Here is a 17,240-nt window from a genome sequence, read left to right as displayed (position 1 = left end):
CAGGCTGCAGCAAGCCTGGCACTATAGAGGGCATGAATACGACGTTGATGTGGATTCTTATTGCCGTAGCCGTCATTGTGCTGCTGGCGATTGTGCTGGTAGCAGTAGGTAAAAAGCGCGGCGATGCCAAGAAAGTATCGTTCGAAAAGCCGGCCGAGGAAGCTCCCAAGGAGCTGACCCAGGAGCAAAAGTCTGGCAACTACCAGGCCAAGTCCGGGTTCAACTTTGCCCCCGCCGGCAGCGGCGCCAAGGAGCCAGAGAAGGTTCCCGCTCAGCCAGCCAAGCCGGCCGAGCCCACCAAGCCGGCCGAGCCTGCTGAGCCTAAGGCTGAGAAGTCCGCACCCGCCGCTGGTGCTGCAACCGGCGCGGCCGCTGCCGGTACCGCTGCCGCAGGAGCTGCAGCTGCTGCCTCCAAGCCGGCGGAGTCTGAGCCTGCCAAGACTGAACCTGAAAAGGCCAAGCCGGTAGCAGATGAAACCCCGGTTGAACAGCCGGCCGTCGAGGAGCCGGCAGCAGAAGAACCGGTTGCTGAGGCGCCGCAGGAGGAAGCGATCGCGGAAGAGCCGACGGTTGTTACCGAAAGTACAGACGAAGTCCCGACAGATGAAGCCGCCGAATCTCCAGCAGAAGCTTCTGATGCCGAAGCTGCGGAGGTTGAGGAAGCTGCGGAGGCTGAGGAAGCCGCGGCGGCAGCCGATGCGCAGACGCAGGGCGCTGAGGCAGCGCTAGAGGCCGAGCCGGAGGAGCTTGAAGTCTCTGCGGACGCTGAGGTTGTCGAGGCGGCGGAGGCGACGGAACCTGATATCGCGCCGGCGGGTGGCCGTTTGGGTCGCCTGCGCGGCCGCCTGTCGCGCTCGCAGAATGCTATTGGACAGGGCCTGATGGGCATCTTGTCCGCGGGTGACCTCGACGAGGAAGCGTGGGAGGAAATCGAAGACACCCTCATCATGGCGGACTTGGGCACCAAGTCCACTATGAAGGTCACGGAGGCGCTGCGCGATAAGTTCGCAGAGCGCGGCGTCGCCAGTGAGGAAGAGGCCCGCGCGATGCTGCGCGAGTGCCTCATAGAGGCCGGCCACCCGGAGATGGACCGTTCCATCAAGGCCATGCCGAACGAGGGCAAGCCAGCTGTCATCATGGTCGTCGGCGTCAACGGCACCGGCAAGACCACCACCACGGGCAAGCTTGCGCGCGTGCTCGTCGCGATGGGCCACAAGGTGTTGTTGGGCGCCGCGGATACCTTCCGCGCAGCCGCAGCGGATCAGCTCGAAACCTGGGGTCGCCGCGTCGGCGCCAGCACTGTCCGCGGCAAGGAGGGCGCTGACCCGGCTTCCGTTGCTTTCGATGCCGTTGCAGCGGGCGTTGACCAAGGCGTAGACGTCGTCCTCGTCGACACCGCCGGCCGCCTGCACACTTCTGTTGACCTGATGGATCAGCTGGGCAAGGTCAAGCGCGTGGTGGAAAAGAAGACTGAGGTGGACGAGGTTCTGCTGGTTCTCGACGCCACCGTTGGCCAGAACGGCCTAGCACAGGCCCGCATTTTCCGTGAGGTCGTCGACATCACGGGCGTGGTACTGACCAAGCTCGATGGCACCGCCAAGGGCGGCATTGTCTTCCAGGTTCAGGAGGAGCTAGGCGTCCCAGTCAAGCTTGTTGGCCTGGGCGAGGGTGCCGATGACCTCGCGCCATTCGAGGTCGAGGGCTTCGTCGACGCGCTGCTCGGGGAGAAGTAGCCTCCTTTAGCCTCGCGTTTGCCGCCGTGGATTTCTTTCCGCGGCGGCTTTTTATGTATGGGGCGGTGCTTTCTGGCGCCGCCGCTAGAACGATGCTGGAAAGCGCTGCTTGGAGGTTGTTTTTCTTGCAAAATCGCCGCGCGATTTGTCGCCTTGAGCACCGAAAAAATGTGCTTTGACGTGGGCCACAATGGTAGTGTGGGAACGTCGTATTTTATGCGCGCTCTAAGTAATAAATCTCTACACAATGGTTTGTGAGGCTAATTTTTCGTGACACTTATTTATGTTGTCCTCCTCGCAGCTTTGGCAGTGGTCCTTGCCCCAGTAATCGTCAAGGTTGCTGATCGCGCCGCCGGCTACCCCCTAGCCGGCATTTTTATTGTGGCGGCAGGTCTTCTTGCTAAAGAATTTGGAACTTTATCGGCGGGCGAAGAGCTGTCTTTCTCGCGCACGTGGGTCGGCGACGTCGTCGGCACCGGCATCGACGTCCACTTCGCTCTGCGCGGCGATGCCTTGGGCGTATTCTTCGCCTTGCTGGCTTTGGTCATCGGCGCCGTAGTCCTTACCTACTCGGCCGCCTACCTGCCCAAGGGCAAAGGAAACACCAGCTTCTATCTGCTGATGACGGCATTTACCATGTCGATCCTGCTGCTGGCGCTGGCTAACGACGTCATCCTGCTCTTTCTTGCCTGGGAGCTGGTTTCCCTGGCCTCGTTTATGCTTATCGCGCGTTCGGGTAAGGCAGGTGAGAAGGGCTCGCAGCGCACGCTGATTTTGACCTTTATCGGTGGCCTTACCCTGTTGGCAGGCGTGGCCATCGCGGCGACGGCCGCGGGTACTACCAACCTGGAAAAGATTCTGGCCTCCGGTGTCTGGCACGAGCGCCCAGGCCTTACTGCCGCCGTGGCAGTTCTTATTGCTTGCTCTGCTTTTACCAAGGCCGCGCAGTTTCCGTTCCACTTCTGGCTGCCAGAGGCCATGGCCGCAGCAACGCCGGTCTCTGCCTTCCTGCACGCAGCCGCAGTGGTCAAGGCAGGCGTGTACCTGCTGATTCGTTTCTCCACCATCTTCCACGACGTGGCCGTGTGGAACTGGCTGCTCATCGTCGTTGGTATGGGCACCGCCGTTATGTCCGCGGTCTTTGCGGTGCAAAAGACTGACCTGAAGAAGCTGACCGCTTATTCCACCGTCTCGCACCTGGGCTGGATCGTGGCCACCATCGGCGTCGGCACGCCTTTTGCTATCACCGCCGCCCTGGTGCACACGCTGGCGCACGCACTGTTTAAGTCTTCCATCTTCATGCTCATCGGCGTGATTGATCACGAGGCCGGCTCCCGCGATATCCGCCGCCTCGGCGTGCTGTGGAACAAGATGCCATGGACCTTCGGCTCCATGGTTATCGGCGCGGCATCGATGGCCGCGGTTCCACCGCTTTTGGGCTTCGTTTCCAAGGAAGGCATGCTCACCGCCTTCGAAGACGCGCCCATCGGTGGGGCAGGGCAGCTGGTGCTGCTGATGGTTGCCGCAATCGGCGCCTTCTTTACCTTCACCTACTCCGCCAAGATCGTCTTCGGCGCCTTCTTCGACGGCCCGCGCAACATGTCCAAGGTCCACGAGGCGCCTGTTCGCCTCTGGCTGCCGGCAGCACTTCCGGGCTTTATGTCCTTGCCGCTGGTCTTCGTGTTGGGCAAGTTCGACAAGCCTTTGGACTTGATGGCAGGTTCCGTGGGAATGGAATCTCACGCCCATCTTTCCTTGTGGCACGGGGTGAACGTTCCACTGGTCATCTCCGTTGTAGTGCTCATTGCAGGCATCGCTGGCATCTTCATTCGCAAGCAGTTGTGGTCCGCATTCGAGGACACCAAGCTGGTTCCGCGCACCGGCAACGAGATTCTGCGCTCCGTCCAAAATGGCGCGACCGCGATCGGCCGCTTCGTCGGCCGCATGTCCGATACCCATAATCCTTCACGCCTGATGCTGCCCATCGTCTTGCTGCTCATCATTCTGGCTGCGGCAGGCCTTATCAGCGAGGGCGTCGACGGCGTCGCACTTGCACCACGCGTCGAAGGCCTGGATAACCCATGGGATCTTTTGCCGCTTTCCATCGTCGCGCTGTCCATGTTTGGCCTGGTGCGCACCCGCAACCGCCTGACGGGCGCGGTGATGATCGGCATCGCCGGCACGGGCGTGACCCTGCAGATGTTCCTGCTCGGCGCACCCGACGTCGCGCTGACCCAGTTCACCGTCGAGGCGCTGTCTGTCATCGTGATGATGATGGTGCTGCGCTACCTGCCGGAGAAGTTCCGCCCAGTGCAAGAGACATCGCGTAAGACCGGCTCCATCGTGGTAGCTGTCCTCGCCGGCGTGGCCGCCTTCCTTGGTGTCTGGGGCCTGATGGGCCGCCACGAGCGTTCCGATATTTCTCTGTGGTACCTGGACAACGCTCCGGATATCACCGGCGGCGACAACGTCGTGGCCACCATCATCGTGGAGTTCCGTGCACTCGATACCCTGGGCGAGCTTTCAGTTCTGGGCATGGCCGCCGTGGTGATTGCTTCTGTTACCTCCACGCTGCCGCGCTTCCCATTTACCTCCGGCACGCGCCCGGCTCCGTTCGGCCAGTCGCAGCTAAATTCGGTTCCGCTGCGTAAGGGCATTGCCATCGTTATTCCGATTCTGGTTGTCACCTCCGTCGTGGTCTTCTACCGCGGTCACCAGGCCTCGGGCGGTGGTTTCCCGGCCGCGCTGATTATGGGCGCAGCCATCGGCCTGACCTACCTGTCCCGCGGCTCTGATGAGATTGTCTTCGGCCGCATGACCCCGATTCACCTCACGGGCGTCGGCATCATCGTGGCGCTGACTGCAGGCTTTATCGGTTACATCCCGCACCACGGCGAGCCGGGCGGCTTCCTGACCGCCATCCATGGCCACGCCTTGGGCCAGCACTGGACCACGTCGCTGATTTTCGACCTCGGTATTTATCTCGCGGTTCTGGGCATGCTGACCATGGCCATCAACGCCCTCGGCGGTTATCTGCGCCCGGGCACGGAGCGCGACTTCTTGCCATGGATCCACGATGACGATTCCGCGTTGCCGACGACCCCGCGCGTTGTGCTTGACGACGTCGATGATCCTTACCCCGAGCCCATCAACCCTTCGAGCAATCCGCTGGCTTTGCTCAACAAGTCTGAGGCTCGAACTAAGAAGGACTCGCCGCGCGTGGCACGCCAGAAAGGCGGGGAGAAATAATGATTCTTGCACTAACCATCGCACTGCTTATCGGTTCTGCGGTCTATCTCATCCAGCAGCGTGGCTTGGTCCACATCGTGCTGGGCATGATGGCCTTCGGCCACGGCGCTAACCTGACGCTGCTCGCTACGGGCGTGTACTCCTACCGCGGGGAATCTTTTCCCTCGCAGGTCGCACACGACCAGATGGCGGACCCGCTTCCGCAGGCCTTCGTGCTTACCGCCGTGGTCATTTCCATGGCGACCTCCACGATCTTGCTAACCATGGCGGCTATGGGCGCCAATGATGACACGGACATCGTGGAGCCGGTTGATGACAACACCATTGACCACGCGTTTTCCACGCTGGGTCGTGATTCTAAGAATCGAGAGATTTTGCAGCGTTCGGCCAACAAGATGGATCGCGTCAAGCAGTTGGATCACAGTGAGGAAGGGGAGAAGTAATGGCTGAACTCGTCAGTGCACTGTTGCCGCTATTCCCAGCGGTTCCCCTCGTGGCCGCGGCCTTGGCCCTAATGGCCCCGTGGCGCGGCGTGCGTGATTCCATCATGCTGATTATCCCGGGCATCGGAATCTTTGCTGGCTTCGCGCTCTTGCTCTATACCTTGAACAACGGCGTGGTGGCCCACACCGTGGGCGGCTACCCAGGTAACGCGGGTATTGCCTTCGCGGCAGATACCTTCTCAGCGTTGATGATTGTCACGACGATGATCGTCGCATTCGGCGCCAACTGGTTTGCCATCGTGGGCGGCGAGACGAAGTCGCGCTACTACCCATCGTTGACGCTGATTCTCATCACCGGTGTTTGCGGCGCGCTGCTTACCGCAGACCTCTTCAACTTCTTCGTGTTCATCGAGGTCATGTTGCTGCCTTCTTATGGCCTCATCACGATGTCCGGTACCTGGTCGCGCCTCGCGGCCGGCCGTGCCTTCGTTCTGGTTAACCTCTTTGCCTCGACGCTGCTGGTCGTCGGCGTGGGCTATATCTACTCCGTTACCGGCGCGGTCAACCTCGCCGCACTAGAGGGCGCTGCGGCAGGCCACGGCCCGGTGACCGTGGCCTCGGGAATCGTAGTCATCGCCATCGCGGCGAAGGCCGGCGTCTTCCCCGTGCAGTCCTGGCTGCCGCGTACCTACCCAGGCACCTCGGCTGCCGTGATGGGCTTGTTCTCCGGCCTGCACACCAAGGTTGCGGTCTACATGCTCTACCGCCTGTGGGTCCACCTTTTTGGCATGGACCAGCGCTGGGGCACGCTCATCATCGTGGTCATGATCATCTCGATGCTGATCGGCGCATTTGGTGGCTTGGCCGAAAACTCCATCCGCCGCGTGTTGGGCTATCAGATGCTCAACGGCATGCCTTTCATCTTGGTGATGATGGCCTTTACCACCCACGATCCGCAGCGAGCTCTCGCCGCCGGCATCTTGTACACCATCCACCACATGCTCACGGTGGGCTCGCTCATCCTGGCCTCTGGTGCCATCGAAGAGACCTACGGCACTGGCTTGCTATCTAAGCTTTCGGGCTTGGCACGCCGCGATCCGCTCATCGCCTGGATCTTCGCCGCCGGTGCCTTTTCCGTGGTGGGCTTCCCGCCATTTTCTGGCATGTGGGGCAAGGTCTTGATCGTCATCGAGATCGCCCGCACCGGTGGGGTATGGGCATGGATTGTCATCGCGGTCATCATCATCGCTTCCTTTGCCGCCTTCTTGTCCATGCTGCGCGTGTGGCGCGAGGTTTTCTGGGGCAAGGATCTGCCAAAGCAGAAGGTGCCGAAGGAACTGATCATCCGCAAGAAGCTGATGGCTCCTTCCGCGGCGCTGATCATGGGCTCGCTGACCATGTTCGTCCTGGCAGGCCCGTTCATGGATATCACCCTGCACGCGGCACAGGATCTGCTGGATACTCAGGCTTATACCGAAGCCGTGCTTGGCGACGCCCCCGTTGCCTTGCCGGACATCGACTCCATCCAGGGAGGTCGCTAAATGAAACTTTTCTTCCACTCCTGTGCCTATGGCCTATGGCTGATTAAGGAGATCTTCGTTGCCGGTTTCGGCCTGGCCGTGGAGTCTTTCAAGCCACATAATTCCTACCACCCGGTCATCGTGCGCTACCCGCTGCGCGTGACCGATGCGTGGGAGATCTTCTGGTTTACCTCGTCTATCACCGCAACCCCTGGCACTTTGTCGCTGGGCCTGCGCGAGCCGGTGGCAGAGGGTTTGCCGCGTATCGTGCTCGTCCAGGCGGTCATGGGCGATGACCCGGTAGAAATCATGGAGTCGCTCGCGGACATGGAGGAGCGCTTGGCGCCGCACGTGAAGGATATCGACTATGGCGTGCCAGGCCAGAGCGATACCAAGGCCCTGGATCCGGCCTTCTACGAGTACCCACTCGAGACCGTCGGCCGCCACATGCGTGCGCCGGATATCGCGCAAGAAGAAGACACCCCGTTGCCAGCGGATGAGACGGAGAAGTATTCCGTCTGGCCGCTGCGTCCGGAAAGGAAGGGCGAATAATGGTAGATTTCGCGCACTTTAGCGCTTTCGAATGGGTCATTTTCGTCTGCATATTCGTGATGGGCGGTGCCCTGGCTTCGGCCTTGATCTTGGCGCTGCGCTCCCGCGACGAGCTGACACGTACCGTCATGTCAGACATGGCCTTCTACGGCATGCTGTGCATGTACATCGCTTGGACCTTTGTCAATCACGCCTCGATTCTCTATGACATCGCCATGCTGGCAGCGATTGCAGCCGGCGTGCTGCCTACGTTGTCGATGGCGCGCATCATTTCGAAGGGACGTCGATAAGCATGGCGTGGTACGAAATCATCGCATCCATTCTCCTCATCGTGGCCACCTTGTTGGTGGTTGCTACCGCAATCGCGCTGTGGCGCGCCCCCGACGCGTTGACCCGAGTAAACCTCTTGGGCCCGACCGTCGGCCTTGCGGTGCCGCTGTTGCTCGTGGGAAAGCTCGTGGTGGACTTTGCTGAAAACGGCTTTGATCTGTGGTCGCTGGTGCGCGTTCTTATCGCATGCTTTGGCGTGTGGATTATCGGCTCCGTTGGCTCTTTCTACATGGGCCGCTCCATCTACGGCGTCACCGTCACGGACGTGAAGTATGCGCGCCGCATGCGGAAGCAGACCGACATGGTAGAGGCCAGTGAAGACGAGATTTAATTAGCGCCGCGGCGGCGCCGTTGACGCTAATATGATCACATTAGGCACATACTTTCAATCGGAGCCCAAGGAGTAGGACATGAAACTCATCACTGCTGTTGTAAAGCCTTTTACGCTGCCGGATATTCGCGAGGCATTGGAACAGCTTGAGGTTCATGGTCTCACCGTGACTGAGACGCAGGGCTTTGGCCAGCAGCGCGGACACAGCGAGGTCTACCGCGGCGCCGAGTACGCCACCGACTTCGTCCCGAAGGTCAAGCTGGAGGTCGTTGTTAATGACGCAGCGGTAGAAGAGACCATCAACGCCATCGTTGAGGCTGCCTACACCGGCAAGATCGGTGACGGCAAGCTGTGGGTAACCCCAGTCGAGGACGTCATCCGCGTGCGCACCGGCGAGCGCGGCGAGGCTGCTGTCTAAATGGACAAAGCCGCGCAGCTGCGCGCAGAAGCTTTCGATGCGGCAGAAGCATTGATTAAGACCCTGGAGCTGCCAGAGGGCACCGCCCTCGCAGCGACGGGGTCTTTTGCGCGCCGCGAGATGACAAAGTATTCCGATCTGGATCTGCTGTTGATTCATCCAGAGGGGATGGTGCTAGACGAGCAGGCGGTGGCCAATATTTGGTATCCCATCTGGCAGGCGGGGTATCACCTGGATTATGCCCTGCGTACCCCGGGCGAGTGCGCGGAGATAGCCGGCACGGATCCGGCGGCGGGTTTTGCGCAGCTGGATCTGTCTTTTGTGGCGGGGAGCAAGGCGCTTGTCGACGAAGCCCGCGCCAAGCTTCTATCCCAGTGGCGGGTGCTGCTGCAAAAGCATTTCGATTCTTTCGTCAGCACCGCAATTGCGCGCTGGCGGCGTTCGGGCACGTTGGCCACGATGGCGAATCCGGACATTAAAAACGGGCGGGGTGGCCTGCGCGATATCCAGTTCATTAGGGCCCTGGCCCTGGGCAATCTTGCCGACGCCCCGCGGCTGGATGCCGAGCGTGACCTGCTGCTCGATGTCCGAAGCCTTTTGCATATGCATGCCCATCGTCACCGCGACCTTTTGGACCCTGAATTCGCCGCGGAGATCGCTGACGAGCTGGGTTTCGCGGACCGTTACGAGCTTTCGGCGACGGTGGTGCGCGCGGCATCGACAGTCGATAGGGCGATGGAGCGCGCGCTTGCCACGGCCCGCGGCGTCGTGGGCAAAAGGCAACGAGACCGTTCGCGCAAGCCTTTGGATCTAGGCGTCGTCGATAGTGGCGGCTACGTCACGCTGGCGCGCAACGCTGATCTGCAGGACCCAGGGCTAGGGCTGCGCGTGGCGGCGGCGTCGGCGCGCACGAGCCGGCCCATAGAGCCGGGCGTGTGGAAGCTGCTGGCTAACGCGCCTGCGCTTCCGGAGTGTTGGAATACCGCGATAACCGACGCCTTCTTTACCATCTTGTCTTCGCCCACCGACACGCCACGGCTCATTGAGGAGCTTGACGAAGTGGGACTGTGGGAGACTCTGATGCCGGAGTGGGGGCACATCCGCGGGATGCTGCCACGGGAGCGTAGTCACGCCCACACTGTGGATTATCACACCATGCTGACCGTGGCGCGCTGCGCGGAGGTACGTACCACGGTCGCGCGTCCGGACTTATTGCTGCTAGCGGCGCTGTACCACGACATCGGCAAGGGCTATGGCCGCCCGCATTCCGTCGTAGGAGCGGAAATGGTGGCCAAGGCCGCGGCAAAAATGCGGCTGAGCCTGGCGGATCGTTCGCGCGTGCAGACGCTCGTGGCAGAGCACACAACCTTGGCCGCACTGGTCTCCCGCATGGACCCGGAATCGGACGCGGCCCGGGATAAGTTGCTGGCGGCGGTGCATTATGACCACCTGACGCTCTCGCTGTTGCTGGTCTTGGCACGCGCGGACGCTTTATCGACTGGCCCCAGCGTGTGGAATTCGCGCTTGGAGGCGGGCATTCGAGTGCTGTCTTCGCGCGCCTTTGCTCAGATGGAGGCGCTGGCACCTACGAAGCCGGTGGTGTATGCGGAAAAGGAGATTGCGCTCAAGGCGAACTATGATGAACGCACCCTGACGGTTTCGTGGCGGGGCAAGTATCAGCGCGAGGTCATCCGCCCGCTGGCGCTGATTGCGGCGTTGGGGTGGACCATCGAGTCCTCCCGCATGGGCAGGGTAAGTGACGAGCAAGGCGAGGGCTTTGCTGCCGAATTCGACGTGCGTACCGTGGCGGAGAGCTTCGATGCGGCGGCCGATGAGGCGCGTTTCATCCAGTCCTATAAATCTGGCGTGTACACCATGCTTCCGGAGATTGATGGCGCGCCCACAACGGCGATGTGGACGGGAAGCATCTTCGAGGTGCGCACGGGCGAGCGTACGGGTGTGCTTGGACATGTCATCGCCAAGCTTCCCGATTGCGAATGGATTACGAGCTACGTTCCGGGCGCAACGATGGTGCTGCACGCCAAACCGCTAGGCGATGTCGCGCGCGCGACATTGGTCAGGAATGTGACCGAAGCGCTAGTCAGCGGCTAAGCTGGGGGAGTTAAAAAAATACTCGAGATTGTTTAGGGAGCACTCACTCGTGTTTGAGTCACTGTCCGATCGCTTGCAAACTGCCTTGTCGGGCCTGCGTGGCAAGGGCAAGCTGACCGAGGCCGACATCAATGCCACCGCGCGCGAGATTCGCCTTGCGCTGCTGGAAGCTGACGTCTCGCTGACCGTAGTCCGCGCGTTCATCAAGCGTATTAAGGAGCGCGCTGCCGGTGCAGAGGTCTCTGAGGCGCTGAACCCGGCGCAGCAGGTTGTCAAGATTGTCAATGAAGAACTCGTTGACGTCCTGGGTGGCGAGACTCGCCGCCTGCAGCTGGCAAAGAACCCGCCTACGGTCATCATGTTGGCTGGTCTGCAGGGTGCTGGTAAGACCACTTTGGCCGGTAAGCTGTCCAAGCACCTGGCCAAGCAAGGCCATACACCGATGCTGGTCGCCTGTGACTTGCAGCGTCCGGGCGCGGTCCAGCAGCTGCAGATTGTTGGTGAGCGTGCGGAGGTGCAGGTCTTTGCTCCGGACCCAGGTACCTCCATCGACTCCAACGATCACGAGATGGGTACCTCCCACGGTGACCCAGTCGCCGTCGCCCAGGCCGGCATCGAGGAAGCTAAGCGGACCCAGCACGACATCGTGATTATCGATACCGCGGGCCGCCTCGGCATCGATGAGACCTTGATGACGCAGGCACGCAACATTCGCGATGCTGTGAACCCGGACGAGGTCCTCTTTGTCATCGATTCCATGATCGGTCAGGACGCGGTGCAGACCGCCGAGGCCTTCCGTGACGGCGTTGATTTCACCGGCGTCGTGCTGACCAAGCTCGATGGCGATGCCCGCGGTGGTGCGGCGCTGTCCATCCGTGAGGTCACCGGCAAGCCGATCATGTTTGCCTCCACCGGTGAGAAGCTTGAGGACTTTGACGTCTTCCACCCAGAGCGCATGGCTTCGCGCATCCTGGGCATGGGTGACCTTCTCTCGCTGATTGAGCAGGCTGAGGCCACCCTGGACCACCAGAAGGCAGAGGAAGCTGCCGCCAAGCTGGGCACCGGTGAGCTAACGCTCAACGACTTCTTGGACCAGATGCTGATGATCCGCCGCATGGGCCCGATTGGCAATCTGCTGAAAATGATGCCGGGCGGCAAGCAGATGAACAAGATGGCGGAAATGGTCGATGAGAAGCAGCTCGACCGCATCCAGGCCATCATCCGCGGTATGACCCCGCAAGAGCGTGAGAATCCGAAGATCCTTAACGCCTCGCGCCGTAAGCGTATTGCAAACGGTTCTGGCGTTTCCGTCTCCGAGGTCAACCAGCTCATCGAGCGCTTCAACGAGGCGAAGAAGATGATGTCCAAGATGGCCGGCCAGTTTGGCATGGGCCCGGGCATGGGGCGCTCTGCCACCAAGAAGAAGCGGAAGGGGCGCAAGGGCAAGAACGGCAAGCGCAAGGCCCCGAAGAACCGTCCAGGCGGCGGCATGCCAGGCATGCCAGGCGGTATGCCGGGAATGCCAGGCGGCATGCCTTCCATGGAGGAGCTGCAGAAGCTGCAGGAGCAGATGGGCGGCGGCGGAATGCCAGGCATGCCAGGGGGTATGCCTAAGATGCCGAAGGGCATGGAAAACATCGACTTGAATAACCTGGACTTTGGCCAGGGCAAGAAGTAGTCGGGCCTAGAAGAGGCGAGGGAACTCCTCGCCTCTTTTTTCGCGTTTTGGAGGCGTGTTTTTCTACGACTAAAGTTGTATTTATGAAGCCGACTCCAGCCGTTCGCCAAGTTCGCCACGACATCAACGCCAAGCCTTTCATCGCAATCTGGGAGGTGACGCGCGCGTGCCAGCTGGTGTGCCAGCATTGCCGCGCCGATGCGCAGCATGAGCCAGCGCCAGGGCAGCTGAGCACGCAGCAGGGCAAGGCGCTATTGGATTCCATCGCGAGCTATGAGAAGCCGCGTCCCATTGTGGTGCTCACAGGCGGCGATCCTTTTGAGCGTGGCGACCTCGAGGAGCTGACGGAGTACGGCACCTCGCTGGGGCTAAACATCTCCCTTTCGCCTTCGGTCACCCCGCGTCTTACTCGCGAGCGCCTAGAGGGCCTGCGGGCCGCGGGTGGCTCGGCGTTATCGCTTTCGCTCGACGGCGCGACGGCCAAGACCCACGATTATTTTCGCGGCTTTTCCGGCATCTTTGACCAGACCATCGAGATGGCGGAGGTGGTCACGGACGTGGGCTACCGCCTGCAGATCAACTCCACGATCACCAAGAACAACGTTTATGAGGCGCCACAGCTGCTCAAGCGCGTCATCGACATGGGAGCAAAGCTGTGGAGCGTGTTTTCTTGGTGCCAACTGGCCGTGGAACGGGTCTCGAGGCGCTGACTCCGCACGAGCGAGAGGACGCTATGCACTGGCTGCACGATGTTTCGAATTGCGTGGCAATCAAGACCACTGAGGGCCCGCAGTATCGCCGTATCGTGCTGGAGGCACAGCAGGGCAAGGAATACGTCGGGGGAGAGCTCTATCGCTATCTCACCGAAGAGACCGAGCGGGTACTCGGGCCTGCCGACGCCGCGCATACTCGCCGCCCGCGCCCGCCTATGGCGATTAATGCAGGCTCCGGCTTCGTGTTCATCGACCACCTCGGCGATGTTTATCCCAACGGCTTCCTACCGATGCACTGCGGCAACGTCAAAGACACTCCGCTGCCCGAAATCTATGCCAATTCGCCTGTCTTTAAGAAGTTGCGCGACCCCGCCCAGTGGTCGGGCAAGTGCTCCGTGTGCGAGTACGCCACCGTCTGCGGCGGTTCCCGCTCGACCGCGTTCGCAATGACGGGTGATCCGCTAGCTTCCGACCCGACGTGCGCATACGTGCCCGCGGCGTGGGTCAAATAGCAGAAAGCGTGGTGCCATCTGGCACCACGCTTTCTTTGCTCTAGGGTGAGGAAATTAAGTAATCCGCGACTTAGACTGCGTCGTTGTCGGTCAGATACGGGTAGGGGACCGGCTGGGCATTGGAGGCCGTGGCCGTGGAATCGGCCGGTGCTGACGGCGTGGTCGGTGCGGTTGAGGTCGGCATGTTAGCAGGCGTCTTAGGCGGTGCCTGCTTTACTTTTTTGCCGGCCAGGAACGGCTCGATGGCCTCGCGCAGCATTGGCATTGCGGACTCCGCGAAGGCGTTGCTGATGTGGTGCATATCGCGGTAGACCATCGTGTTGCCGATGACCACCGGGCAGTCGCCATTTTTGTCACAGAACCAGGAAGAGGTATCCAGCGACAGCATGTTGTCGTATTGGGACAGGATTTCCGCGCCTGGATCGACCGGTGCGTAGACCTTGTCGAAGGTCATGCCGCAGCCCTTCTCGTCCTCGGTGGCGACATAGCACTCGTCGAACTCGCGGCCCTTGCCAGCATCGTCAAAGCCCCACGGGTTATCGCGCAGGCCCATAAATGGAATCTTGGCGTTTGCCAATTGCTTCCAGAACTCGGCGTAGCCTGCCGGGACGTAGTCTGGGCCTTCGCCCAGCGGGCCGGATGGGCGAGTGGTATTCGAGATGACCAGCGCCGGATCCGCATCCAGGATGCGCTCGGTGACCATCTCGCCCCACTCGTGGCATTCAGGGGTAACGGTCAGGTCTTCGCCAAGTTCAATCGGGCAACCCTGACGCAGCATTGGGATGATCTTGAAGTGCATCTCACGGCCCAGGCGGTCCAAGCCGGACATCCACTGTTCCGCGTGGGAGCCACCGACGACGTAGACCTCGGTCTTTGACTCACGGTCGCCCCACTCACATGGAGTGCCGTCGCGGCGGGCATCCGGCAGGTAATCCGCCGGCATGTCCTGCCCAATAAAGCAATAGGCCACTGCGGTTGGCGGCATGAGGCCGCCAACGAGGATCGGGTCCGGCTTGTACTCTACGTCCTTCGGCACCGGCTTATTTAGTGCGAGGGCCGTGGCACCTGGGTAGAGCTTCGGGTCGAGGTTCTCCGCATTCTCGGAGTAGATGGTGTTCATCCACAGCGGCTGAATGGAAAGCAAACCGACAACGCAGGCGCCCACGACGACGCCGCCTACTGCTCGGAATGCGCCAGCGCGCTGCTTCATTGAGGCAATTGCGCTATTGACCGGCATATCGTCCGCCGTCGGGCGCTTGCGGGCCTGGCGCAGCGGCTTCTCCAAGAAGCGGTGGGTAAGATCTGCCAGCACCAGGGAGATGGCGATGATAATGATGCCCAGCCACCATGGAGGGGTCTCCAGCTCGAGGGCCTTGGTGGACAAAATCAGAAGCGGCCAGTGCCAGAGGTAGAGCGGGTAGGCGACGTCGCCAAGCCAACGCGCCTTTTTTGAAGCCATGTGGCGGGAGATGGAACCGCCGCCGCCCAAGATGATGAGCACCGCACCACCCAACGGCAGCAGGGAGAGCGGGCCTGGATAAGCCGTGGTCTCAGCGATGATAGCGCCGGTAAACGCTAGGCACACCAGGCCGAGGCCAGTAAACAGGTTGGAAAAACGGTTAGAAATATTCCACTTCGTACCGTAAATAGCTAAAACCGCACCCAGGGTCAGCTCCCATGCGCGCGACCACGTGGAGTAGTAGTTCGCGGCCGTGCCGTAGAGGCCATCGCGGGAAGCATAGGCAAAGGACGCGACGGTAACGACGATAAGGATAGGGCCAGCAATCTGGTTGACGGTGGGGAAGCGCACCTGCTTGAGGCGCTTCGGGTCCGGCGCTGGGCGCAGTTTCATGATGGCTGCCAGAATCAGCGCAAAGGCGATGCCCATGATGTAGAACTGACCCTGTACAGCCATGGACCACATGTGCTGCAGAGGGGAGGTGCTAGCAGAAGCTGCGGTGTAGTCCGCGTTTTGGCGGGCTAGCTCCCAGTTCTGGAAATACAGCATCGTGGCCGTGATTTGCTGGGCGAGCTCTGTGCGCATCAGTTCCGGAGTAAAAATGCGAACCAAGATATAGGTGGCGCCGATGACCAACACGAGGCTGGGAACGAGGCGTCGCAAAGTGCGCCAGATTGGCCACCATGGATTCAAAGAAGCATTAGGCTTGGCCGCGTAACGCAGCTGGGAGCCTAAGAAAAAGTAGCCCGAAAGCAAAAGGAACACGTCCACGCCGCCCGAGACTCGGCCGACGAAGACGTGATAAATGACCACGAGTGCGATGGCGATGCCGCGCAGACCATCGAGGTCATAGCGGTAACGGAAGCTGCGTGGTGAATTTTCAGTCATAATTTCTCTCAGCAGGCCAATTAAGGCATACGTCTGCCCCTTAAAGGTTTTGCCTCAAGGGGAAGTGTTAGGAAGTATATAAAGGCAAACTGGCCTGAAAGGTGTCTAGGTTAGCGTCAAATAGGTTACTCTCTCGGGCCGCGCTGTTCATAACGCCACGGGCAGTGCTCATAACGCCACGGGCAGTGCCGCCAAAGATTGCATAAAAGTCAAAGGAAAAGTGCCACCAGAGTTCGCCGCGGGAGGATTTCCGTTTTGGGGAGTCTGCCGCTAATATAGTCGGGGTTGTCTATAGGTAGTTGGTTCTATAGATGGACAACACTAGATAGACAACACTGCAAACTTAACATTCTGCGTAACGCCGTATACCGCCTACGGACGGCCGGCACGTCACGCGCAGGGTAAATCCAAGAGCTGAACCGGCGTGGTTTGAATCCACGCGTCTGAACTGCTCGGTGACTAGAAAAGGAGCCAATCATGGCTGTCAAGATCAAGCTGCAGCGTATGGGTAAGATCCGCAACGCTGAGTACCGCGTCATCATCGCTGATGCACGCACCCGCCGTTCCGGCAAGGCTATCGAGAACATCGGCATCTATCAGCCGAAGCAGGAGCCTTCCCTCATCCAGATCGATTCCGAGCGCGCACAGTACTGGCTGGGCGTCGGCGCACAGCCGACCGAGCCGGTTCTCGCACTGTTGAAGGTGACCGGTGACTGGCAGAAGTTCAAGGGCCTGCCAGGTGCTGAGGGCACCCTGAAGGTTGCTGAGGAGAAGCCTTCCAAGCTGGAGCTGTTCAACGCTGCACTGGCTGAGGCCAACAACGGCCCGACCATCGAGGCTATTACCGAAAAGAAGAAGAAAGCCAAGGAAGAGGCAGAGGCTAAGGCTGCTGCTGAGAAGGCTGCAGAAGAAGCTGCTGCCGCTGAGGCTGCCGCTGCAGAGTCCGAGGAGTCCGCTGAGGCTTCTGAGGAGTCCGCAGAGTAATCTCGCCGCGCTTTTGCGTAACTAGATCTTCTAATCAGATCTTCTAAAGGGCGCCTGTTACCTCCCGTAAAGGGGAACGGTAACAGGCGCCCTTTGCTTCCTTTGCTATTGCGCTTCCGGGCGCACGCTGCCTGGGTAGTTGCGATAAGGATTTTCCGGATTCTTAAAATCGGTGCCGCGGATGGAGGCGGCGAAGACGGATTTGGCGATGTCGAGCTTCATTTGCTCCGGCAGCGCGCTGAGGTGACCGCTGGTGGCGAGTACCGAAAAGCCGTGCACCGTGGCCCAAGCAGCAAGCGCGTTGACGGGAAAGTGCGT

Annotated in this window: 12 protein-coding genes and 2 pseudogenes; 12 read left to right on the top strand and 2 right to left on the bottom strand. The window is 60.6% G+C overall.

Annotation, left to right across the window (positions count from 1 at the left end; translation table 11 throughout):
• Positions 1 to 32 precede the first annotated feature (32 nt).
• From ftsY to HMPREF2724_RS04090, 11 genes and pseudogenes are all read left to right on the top strand, one after another.
• Complete coding sequence (gene ftsY, locus HMPREF2724_RS04140; RefSeq protein ID WP_070587307.1) at positions 33 to 1,733, top strand: signal recognition particle-docking protein FtsY; 1,701 nt, start codon at positions 33 to 35, stop codon at positions 1,731 to 1,733.
• 270 nt (positions 1,734 to 2,003) lie between these two features.
• On the top strand, positions 2,004 to 4,982 hold the full coding sequence (locus HMPREF2724_RS04135) for a DUF4040 family protein (protein ID WP_070587306.1): 2,979 nt from the start codon (positions 2,004 to 2,006) through the stop codon (positions 4,980 to 4,982).
• The gene (locus HMPREF2724_RS04130; protein WP_062038374.1) at positions 4,982 to 5,425 is read left to right on the top strand and encodes a cation:proton antiporter subunit C; all 444 of its coding nucleotides are present in this window, start codon (positions 4,982 to 4,984) and stop codon (positions 5,423 to 5,425) included. The genes HMPREF2724_RS04135 and HMPREF2724_RS04130 overlap by 1 nt, the downstream gene beginning before the upstream one ends.
• Positions 5,425 to 6,966: a monovalent cation/H+ antiporter subunit D family protein gene (locus HMPREF2724_RS04125; protein WP_070587304.1), complete on the top strand. Its 1,542-nt coding sequence runs from the start codon at positions 5,425 to 5,427 to the stop codon at positions 6,964 to 6,966. Before HMPREF2724_RS04130 ends, HMPREF2724_RS04125 begins: the two co-directional genes overlap by 1 nt.
• Complete coding sequence (locus tag HMPREF2724_RS04120; RefSeq protein ID WP_070587302.1) at positions 6,967 to 7,497, top strand: monovalent cation/H+ antiporter subunit E; 531 nt, start codon at positions 6,967 to 6,969, stop codon at positions 7,495 to 7,497.
• The gene (locus tag HMPREF2724_RS04115; RefSeq protein ID WP_070587299.1) at positions 7,497 to 7,787 is read left to right on the top strand and encodes a cation:proton antiporter; all 291 of its coding nucleotides are present in this window, start codon (positions 7,497 to 7,499) and stop codon (positions 7,785 to 7,787) included. Before HMPREF2724_RS04120 ends, HMPREF2724_RS04115 begins: the two co-directional genes overlap by 1 nt.
• 2 nt (positions 7,788 to 7,789) lie before the next feature.
• Positions 7,790 to 8,158, top strand: coding sequence for a Na+/H+ antiporter subunit G (locus tag HMPREF2724_RS04110; protein WP_061923276.1), 369 nt, complete (start codon positions 7,790 to 7,792; stop codon positions 8,156 to 8,158).
• A gap of 79 nt (positions 8,159 to 8,237) precedes the next feature.
• Entirely contained in the window at positions 8,238 to 8,576 is a 339-nt protein-coding gene (locus HMPREF2724_RS04105) for a P-II family nitrogen regulator (protein WP_062038390.1), read from the top strand.
• The gene (locus HMPREF2724_RS04100; RefSeq protein WP_070587296.1) at positions 8,577 to 10,688 is read left to right on the top strand and encodes a [protein-PII] uridylyltransferase; all 2,112 of its coding nucleotides are present in this window, start codon (positions 8,577 to 8,579) and stop codon (positions 10,686 to 10,688) included. It begins immediately after the preceding gene.
• Between the two features lie 49 nt (positions 10,689 to 10,737).
• Positions 10,738 to 12,366 carry a signal recognition particle protein gene (gene ffh, locus HMPREF2724_RS04095; protein WP_070456386.1) on the top strand — a complete coding sequence of 543 codons (1,629 nt, stop codon included), beginning with the start codon at positions 10,738 to 10,740 and terminating at the stop codon, positions 12,364 to 12,366.
• Between the two features lie 83 nt (positions 12,367 to 12,449).
• Positions 12,450 to 13,591, top strand: a pseudogene (locus HMPREF2724_RS04090) (TIGR04053 family radical SAM/SPASM domain-containing protein).
• 70 nt (positions 13,592 to 13,661) lie between these two features.
• Here HMPREF2724_RS04090 and HMPREF2724_RS04085 read toward each other — a convergent pair.
• Complete coding sequence (locus tag HMPREF2724_RS04085; RefSeq protein WP_070587295.1) at positions 13,662 to 15,938, bottom strand: acyltransferase family protein; 2,277 nt, start codon at positions 15,936 to 15,938, stop codon at positions 13,662 to 13,664.
• Positions 15,939 to 16,415: 477 nt separating this feature from the next.
• On the opposite strand from HMPREF2724_RS04085, the gene rpsP reads away from it, so the two are divergent.
• Complete coding sequence (gene rpsP, locus HMPREF2724_RS04080; protein ID WP_062038405.1) at positions 16,416 to 16,922, top strand: 30S ribosomal protein S16; 507 nt, start codon at positions 16,416 to 16,418, stop codon at positions 16,920 to 16,922.
• 105 nt (positions 16,923 to 17,027) lie between these two features.
• Here rpsP and HMPREF2724_RS12795 read toward each other — a convergent pair.
• Positions 17,028 to 17,240 (bottom strand): annotated as a pseudogene (locus HMPREF2724_RS12795) (WHG domain-containing protein); the annotation flags it as partial.

Origin of the sequence: Corynebacterium sp. HMSC071F07 (assembly GCF_001810285.1) — a bacterium.
GTDB lineage: Bacteria > Actinomycetota > Actinomycetes > Mycobacteriales > Mycobacteriaceae > Corynebacterium > Corynebacterium simulans.
This window is presented reverse-complemented; position numbering and strand designations above follow the sequence as displayed.

What these genes read in the sequence shown, in the direction of transcription:
- ftsY (WP_070587307.1), top strand. Translation starts at nt 33, where the DNA reads ATGAATACGACGTTGATGTGGATTCTTATTGCCGTAGCCGTCATTGTG.
- HMPREF2724_RS04130 (WP_062038374.1), top strand. Translation starts at nt 4,982, where the DNA reads ATGATTCTTGCACTAACCATCGCACTGCTTATCGGTTCTGCGGTCTAT.
- HMPREF2724_RS04125 (WP_070587304.1), top strand. Translation starts at nt 5,425, where the DNA reads ATGGCTGAACTCGTCAGTGCACTGTTGCCGCTATTCCCAGCGGTTCCC.
- HMPREF2724_RS04120 (WP_070587302.1), top strand. Translation starts at nt 6,967, where the DNA reads ATGAAACTTTTCTTCCACTCCTGTGCCTATGGCCTATGGCTGATTAAG.
- HMPREF2724_RS04115 (WP_070587299.1), top strand. Translation starts at nt 7,497, where the DNA reads ATGGTAGATTTCGCGCACTTTAGCGCTTTCGAATGGGTCATTTTCGTC.
- HMPREF2724_RS04110 (WP_061923276.1), top strand. Translation starts at nt 7,790, where the DNA reads ATGGCGTGGTACGAAATCATCGCATCCATTCTCCTCATCGTGGCCACC.
- HMPREF2724_RS04105 (WP_062038390.1), top strand. Translation starts at nt 8,238, where the DNA reads ATGAAACTCATCACTGCTGTTGTAAAGCCTTTTACGCTGCCGGATATT.
- HMPREF2724_RS04100 (WP_070587296.1), top strand. Translation starts at nt 8,577, where the DNA reads ATGGACAAAGCCGCGCAGCTGCGCGCAGAAGCTTTCGATGCGGCAGAA.
- HMPREF2724_RS04085 (WP_070587295.1), bottom strand. Translation starts at nt 15,938, where the DNA reads ATGACTGAAAATTCACCACGCAGCTTCCGTTACCGCTATGACCTCGAT.
- rpsP (WP_062038405.1), top strand. Translation starts at nt 16,416, where the DNA reads ATGGCTGTCAAGATCAAGCTGCAGCGTATGGGTAAGATCCGCAACGCT.